A 7,240-nucleotide genomic window follows, 5' to 3' on the forward strand; every position below is an offset into this window, starting at 1 on the left:
CGATCAGCTGCAGACTCTGCTTGAGTGAGTGGATAGGCGACCAGGCAATCGGTTCCAGTTGAAAACGGACGCCATACCGCTTGCCGATGTCGGCGATGTCGGTCACTACCCCATAGACCTGATAGGCGCGGGCGGCGCCACTTTTGGCCTTTTGCCAGTTGCCCTGTGCCTCCGGCGGGGACCGTTGCGCGTTCGCCTCGGCCGGGGCACCCTTGCCGGTGTTGCCCTCCTGCGGGGCCCGCGACCCGGCCGCCGTGTCCGCCGCATCTCCCGGCGCACGGGGCTGGCCATCGGCATCGGTCGTCACCCGGGGGCGCTCTCCACCAGACTGCTGTCGAATGTCGGCATTGGCCTCCGCTGCCGCGCGCATCTTGCTCTGCGAGTCGATGACCTCGCTGCGTAGTGACTTTTCCCTGGCCTGCAGAGATTTTTTCAGGGCGTCACGACGGGCACGGGTCTCCGGCCGATCGCTCATGGCATCGACCTTGCGGATCTTCTCGCGGATGCGGTCAATCTCGGCACGGCGCGTCTCGATTTCCACCTGGGATCGCTGATAGGCACGCTGCTCGGCCCGGGTGAAGACCTCATTGCCGACGTCCCGTAAACGCGCCGCCTCCGCCGGGTCATCGATGAAGATCCGCTGTTCCTTCAACGCCTGCAGGCGCTCACGAAACTCGGCCGGCGCCTGGTCGATGCCATGCTGACGCAGGATGTCCCCGAGCTCGGCATCCGGAATATCGCCAATCTGCAACGTCTTGGCCGTTCCCTTGGCCAGCGACTGCATGAGGGAAAGTTTTTCTTTATCTACAAGTTGTCGACCGGTGGCACGCAGCCCTTCCGCCGCCTTCTTGAAATGGTCCTGAACCTCGACGAAATCCGTCCCGACCTGCTTGGTCCCGGCGGCACGATTGCGCATGCGCTCGGACAGGTACACCTCGTGATTTCGCGCATCCACGGCATCGCGGATCTCGGCGAACTGACTGCCCGGCGGCGCACCGAGGCCTCCCTTGTGCACCGTCATCTCGAATTTGCCACCGATGTCCTCTGTGCCGATCTCGAGGGTACCGGGCAACTCACGCACGGGCACGTGGTCGAGTCCCATATCGAGCAGGACCTGCTTGAGGGCATCGACGCTGCGCACTCCTCCGGCGGCATCAAGGTCCCCGCGCATCCCCCGATGCGCCGGATCATCGATGGAGGTCCCCAGCGAGGCCTCGATCCGACGCCGAGTGGCACTACTGCCATGAGCTGCCCGGGCATTGGCTTCGCTGATCAGAACGTCCTGAACCTGATGACGCAGTTTCGCCACACGCTGGGACTCGGCGCGGTGTAGACGTACCTCGCGCTGCAGCAGAGCGTCCTTCTGAGAGCGCGAGCGAGACGAGGACTCGATCTCACGAACGCGGGCATCATGACGATCGAGCTCGGCCTGCCACTCGGCCTGTACCTTGCCGTATTGGTGGCCGACCGCGGTCATCTCCTGCTGGGTCAGGATGCCGCCGCGGTCGTTGCCCGCCGCCTCGGCAGCCGGCGTCAACAGCGTGGCCAGCAGCAGAGGGAGCGCAAGCCTCATCAGCCACCGATACGGTCCGGACCTCAATACCGACATGATGCTCCACTCCGATGCGATCCTGCGGATTAAGCTGCTGAGCGCCGTCAAGCAGACGGGGCACTCTGGCTGGCATGGAAAATACTGCTGCCTGTCAGCCGGCCAGATTAAGCAAGCGTAATATCTTGCTTTGGTAAGCTTCTACTCAGACACCCAGTATGTGGATTCGACCATCGTCTTGCGACGCGACGCCTCAGCCTCCCCGGCGCCGGGTCCATCCCGATATCGGATACACTTTACCGCCTCGCTGTCGTTTATCATGCCCTCATGATGATTGGCCAATGCCTTTCAGAGTATGTCCCATATCTTTCGAGGCGGTGACGCCACAGAAGACGGCGCATGACATGACCGGCATGCTGGACGCCTGACGAAGCACGACCACGGGAGGCCCGATGACACGCCTGATCGACTTTCAGCACTCGGATGAGGCGCCACGCTGGCGAGCCATCAACGACGACGTGATGGGCGGCGTCTCGCGAGGCAGCCTTCACGGGGAGGACGGCATCGGCGTGTTCAGCGGCGAGATTTCACTCGAGAACAACGGCGGCTTCGCCTCGGTACGGCGTGAGCCCGAGGCCTTTGATCTGAGCGATCACGCAGGCCTGGTGCTGCATCTGCGCGGCGACGGTCGTCGCTACCAGCTGCGCCTGCGCACCGACCGATTGTTCGATGGCGCGGCCTACCGGGCCCTGTTCCAGCCACCCGCCGGCGAGTGGCTGGGTGTAACCCTGGCCTGGCACGAGTTCGAGGCGGTGTTCCGGGGCCGGCGGCTGGAAGATGCCCCGCCGCTCGATCCCGGGGCGATCCAGCAGGTCGGGCTTCTCATTGCCGACCGACGGCCGGGCTCCTTTCGGCTGGAGGTAGCGTGGCTCGATGCGCTGGCCGATGGGAATAAAGGAAAGGAACGGTAACGGAACAAGGAAATAGCTCCCCATTTTCCTGCATGAACACCACCCTATTCCACCGGCAGGAACCGGTGCCATTCGGTCGAGCTCCCGGCGACAGGCACCACGAACACGACACCGACCCCGGAAGAACTCACCTGTACCACCAACGCGCCATCATTCGTCTTGCGGAAGCGATAGGTCATGGACTCGAAGCCACTGACTTGTTCCGCCACCCAGCGAGACGACTCCAGCAGCAGCCAGCCATCCTCGCAGCGATAGTGGTCCTGCCGCTGCAGGATGCGCGGCTCAAGGGAAGCGTCCTTGCCGAGCGCTTCCACCGTGAGCACCGCGTTCGCATCGCCCGTGATTCGAACACGTTTCGCGCGCGCCGCAGCGGCGGTGTCTGCAAAGAAATAGCTTGTAAGGTAAGGCGGGGAATACTGGGGCGAGCCGCCCTCCGGTACCGCGCGTTCACCCCCGTTCTGATACATGCCCGTGAGCAAGGGGCAGCTATCGCCCGCAGCCGGCGAAAGGTCGCCCCACTCGACGGGATAGATACCGTGTGACGAACAGCCCGGGGCAACGACGATCGCTGCGAGAACCAGGTACCGGGCAGCGCTGACTGAGCGCTTCATGGGCGATTTCCTCTGGAAGACAATGAGGGTACGTCCTCAATCATTCCATGAGTCCGCACACCCCCTGCTGTTTGCCCAACCGAAGCCCTACCCCCTCTATCCCATCGGATGGCCGTGGGCCTCGACTCGGCGCCTGAGCCAGGCACCGCTCAATAGCAGCAGGGTGAGCGCGACCAGCGGCAGGATCACATCGGGGCTGACAGCCTCCTCCTGTTCTACCGCCTCCAGGGCGCCGTAAATCGCGCTGGCGTAGACTCCCCACTTCATGACCAGGCCAATGATGGCCGCCATCACGAAGGTCGCCAACGGCAGGCGCAGCAGGCCGGCGGCGAAGTTGACCACGGAGTGGGGGAACCCCGGCAGCACCCGCAGGGCGCACTGGGTCAGGAAATCACCGCGCCTCTCCAGCTTGTCCATGACCTTGCGAGTGAGCCCCCTGGGCGTCCAGCGGTCGCTGAAGCGGGAAGAGAGGTAGTAGGCCCCCAGGGCGCCCGCCACACTGCCGACAGTCAACATCAGGGTGGCCGCCAAGGGCGTATAGAAGGGCGCGATCAGCCACAGTCCAATGCTGCCGGGCAGGCCGAGCGCCAGGGTCACCGCCATGATCAGGATCACCGAGATAATCACCGCGGGCTGGTGGGAGGCCTCGTCGGCCCAATGCTGCACGTCGGCCAGTTCAGGCGAGTGCCAGATCCACAGATAGCCAGCCATCAGCAGCGTGGCGCTGATGGCCGCCCAGCGCCAGGGACGGCTTGGCGAACGCACGTTGAACATCAAAGGGTCTCGATCATCCATCAAAGCACCATCGTCCCACGCCCACTGCGATGGGTCACGACTCCCCACACCGGGGAACAGAGCGGTACGTCCCCGATTGTTGCGAGTAGCAGTGCGTCAGCTTGCCCTGGCAGAAGTTCGAAGCTGTCTTGCGGTCGGTGGCTGGCCAATGCCCCGCCACTCGCCCCAATGTGATGCAGCTGCTGATCGCACGACATCGGCTGGCCACCCAGCCCCTGCAGGGCCGGTAAGGACCAGCGCACTGGACGTGGAGAGGACACCATCGTCACGCCGCGATGATCCTGACGTTTTCACCAGACCCGACCAGGCAGCACAGCACCACCCGGCCGGCGTCATCACGCATCTTGCCTATCCTGATGCTACGCTCGTAGAGCAGGATGCCGTTCGCCTACCTGCGACAACGATCAGGCAGCGGCCTCCCTGACCTTCCCAGCATCCTGATGTTGCGGATGATAAGCCCGTTCACAGGAGGCATGACCGTGATCATCAAGATCCTCGTACTCAGTCTTATCCTCTTCGGCTCTGTCGGACTGGCCAGCGCCGATTACAACGACGCCATGCGCCACTTCGAGCAGCAGCAGTACCAACAGGCGCTGCAGAAATTCAGTGACGCGGCCAGAAGCGGTGATGCCGATGCCCAGTACATGCTGGGTCGCCTATATGAGGCCGGCAACGGGACCGCCCAGGATTTCGTGCGGGCTCACAAGTGGTACAACCTGGCCGCGGCCCACGGTCACCGCCATGCCGCCGAGGCACGCGATTCGCTGGCCGAACGCATGACGGCCGGACAGATCGCCGAGGCGCAGCAGGCGACACGTGGCTGGCAGCCTCAAGAGACCCCTTCTTCACAGGCGACACCGCAGTCGCGGCCCGACATCGAGACCCTATCGGATCGGCAAGGCATCGCCGAGATACAGCGCGAGCTCAACCGGCTCGGCTACGACGCCGGCCCGGTGGATGGCGCCATGGGAAGCCGTACCCGCAACGCGATACGTCAGTTTCAGGCCGACATGGGCATTGCCCGGAACGGCCGCGCCTCGACCGGCCTGCTGAAACGCCTGCGCCAGACGGAGAACGACGAGGCGGCCGTACCCTCCGAGCCGACAACCCTTGCCGCGTCTCGGGTCGCCCTGCACGACGACTTCAGCGACGGTGATTACCATCGCAATCCTTCCTGGACGTTACGCAGTGGCAACTTCGAGGTCGATGAGAACGGGTTGCGCAGCATCGTGGAAATGCAACGGACGACCGATCGCGAATCACGCAGGCTTAGCTCCGAGCGACCGGAGGAGATCGGTCTGGCGATGCTGGAGCTGATTCTCGAGCAGACGGGCAATGCCAGGCAGGGCGACGTCCCCACTCCCGTGGATCCGGCGCACATCTTCGTCAATGCACGCGTCGACAACGCCTTCAGGATGGAGCTGGAACTCGCTTCCCGCCAACGGCCGGGAAGCCTGGAACTGGGGCTGTTCCAGGGCAACCGGCCCAACGGCACCGGCTATCGCCTGGTCTATTCTGCCGGCTCGCGCCCGGGGCTCAGCCTCGTCAGGTTGATGTCAGGAAGCGCCGAGGTGGTGGACCGGCACGACGGCAGGCTCGACCTCGAAGACGGCCGGTTCCACCGCATTATCTGGACCCGTGACGAGAACGGACAGATGCAAGTCCGCGTGGATGGCCAGCGCCTGCTTCGGGTGCAGGACAATGGCCTGCGCGACCCCTTTCAGGGTTTTGTGCTGGCAAACCAGGGGGGTGACTACACCCTGCGCCGGATCAGGCTGGAGGATTAGCGCCTGGACAGAAAAAACGTCGACGCTAAAACCGGCCTCTCTGTCAGAACCAAGATAGAATAGGAGACATTCCCGTCTTCCGGGACATTTAACGATTTTTCTTGTGAATTGCATAAGAATCCAGTGAGAACCCGGCCGTCCAGCGGCGCAACTCCTCCGCCTCGACCGGCCGGCAGAAGAAAAAGCCCTGGATCTCGTTGCAATCCATGGCAATCAGCATCTCCACCTGTTCCTTCGTTTCCACGCCCTCCGCCACAGTTTTGATGCCAAGCGAATGCGCAAGGGCAATAGTGGCGGAGACCACGCTGCGAGTGCGCTCTGAACCTAACATCTGGCTGACGAAGGAAGCATCGATTTTCAGCGCCTCAATGGGAAGGCTCGCGACATAGCTCAGGGATGAGTACCCCGTTCCGAAGTCGTCGATCGACACCGAGATCCCTCGGCCCTTGAGCCGAATGAGGAGATCGTGAGTCCGGGCCGGCTCTTCCATAAGCACGCTCTCGGTGATCTCGAGCTGTAACAAATCGGCTCCCACGTTCCAGGTTTGCAGCATCTCCTCTATCCGCTTCAGAAAATCCGGATCGTTGAAATTGCTCACCGAGACATTGACCGCTACCGGCATGGTATAACCCTGACGTTTCCAGATGCAGCACTGGTGCAGCGCCGCATCCAGTACACCGTAAGTCAGCGGTCTGATCAGCCCCGTCTGTTCAGCGATCGGAATAAATTGGCTAGGTGGAATAAGTCCTCGTTCGGGATGCTGCCACCTCACGAGTGCTTCGACGCCCGTTATTCGCCCATTACCCAAGTCGATCCTGGGCTGATAATGCAGTATAAGTTGCTTCTCCTCGATTGCTTCGCGCAGTTCGCTAATGAGTGCTAGATGTCGTGGCGATTCCGCTTCGGTAGGCCCTGCGTACAGGGAAAACGAGTCCAGATTATTCCTTGTTTGTCGCGCCGCAATACCGCTTCGTAACAAGAGCACCTCCGGATCGACGCCGTCGTCAGGCGCTATTGCAGCACCGACCCACACCTGCACGCTGATAGGAATCCCCGCCTGCTGGAACGGCGGAATCAACGCCTGCTCGATCCTCTTGCCGCAGGCACGCGCCTGGGCGGCGTCACCCTCGCGCAGCAGAACGGCGAACTCGTCGCCACCGATCCTGGAAAGCAGTTCACCCCCGTGCAGGGCTTGCTGCAGGCGTGCGGCAAGCTGCCGCAGCAAGTCATCGGCCTTGCGCACTCCGATTCCACTCTGTATGTCGCTGAAACGAACAACGTTCAAATTGAGAACAGACACTTGCGTTCCACCCGATCGCAGTCCCTCGACAGCCTGCCCTATGGCGTCCAACAATTTATTGCGGTTGGGAAGTCCGGTCAGCTGATCGAAGAAGGCGAGATGCTCGATTTTTTCCTCGGCGCGCCTGTGCCGCTCGCGAGCCCGCAAAGTGAGTATGCCGAAGGCGAGGTCAGCGGCCGCCTCCTCCAGCAACCGAATCTCGGCGGGATCGAAGGCATCCGGCTCGG

Annotated in this window: 6 protein-coding genes; 2 read left to right on the forward strand and 4 right to left on the reverse strand. The window is 62.6% G+C overall.

The annotated features are described in order from the left end of the window. The coding region (locus RI841_RS12505; RefSeq protein WP_310705936.1) for a hypothetical protein at positions 1–1,660 on the reverse strand (1,660 nt) is incomplete at its 3' end. 341 nt (positions 1,661–2,001) lie between these two features. Between RI841_RS12505 and RI841_RS12510 the strand changes: the two genes are divergently transcribed. After that, positions 2,002–2,520 (forward strand): CIA30 family protein, encoded by a 519-nt coding sequence (locus RI841_RS12510; RefSeq protein WP_310705937.1) that lies wholly within the window; start codon positions 2,002–2,004, stop codon positions 2,518–2,520. Positions 2,521–2,564: 44 nt separating this feature from the next. On the opposite strand, the gene RI841_RS12515 is transcribed toward RI841_RS12510, so the two are convergent. Then, positions 2,565–3,131 (reverse strand): hypothetical protein, encoded by a 567-nt coding sequence (locus tag RI841_RS12515; RefSeq protein ID WP_310705938.1) that lies wholly within the window; start codon positions 3,129–3,131, stop codon positions 2,565–2,567. A gap of 96 nt (positions 3,132–3,227) precedes the next feature. Next, a complete protein-coding gene (locus RI841_RS12520; RefSeq protein WP_310705939.1) occupies positions 3,228–3,905 on the reverse strand; it encodes a VTT domain-containing protein in 678 nt (225 codons plus the stop codon). A gap of 494 nt (positions 3,906–4,399) precedes the next feature. Between RI841_RS12520 and RI841_RS12525 the strand changes: the two genes are divergently transcribed. Further along, positions 4,400–5,713: a peptidoglycan-binding protein gene (locus tag RI841_RS12525; RefSeq protein ID WP_310705940.1), complete on the forward strand. Its 1,314-nt coding sequence runs from the start codon at positions 4,400–4,402 to the stop codon at positions 5,711–5,713. Between the two features lie 88 nt (positions 5,714–5,801). On the opposite strand, the gene RI841_RS12530 is transcribed toward RI841_RS12525, so the two are convergent. After that, the coding region (locus tag RI841_RS12530; RefSeq protein WP_310705941.1) for a bifunctional diguanylate cyclase/phosphodiesterase at positions 5,802–7,240 on the reverse strand (1,439 nt) is incomplete at its 5' end.

Origin of the sequence: Halomonas sp., assembly GCF_031581305.1 — a bacterium.
GTDB lineage: Bacteria > Pseudomonadota > Gammaproteobacteria > Pseudomonadales > Halomonadaceae > Halomonas.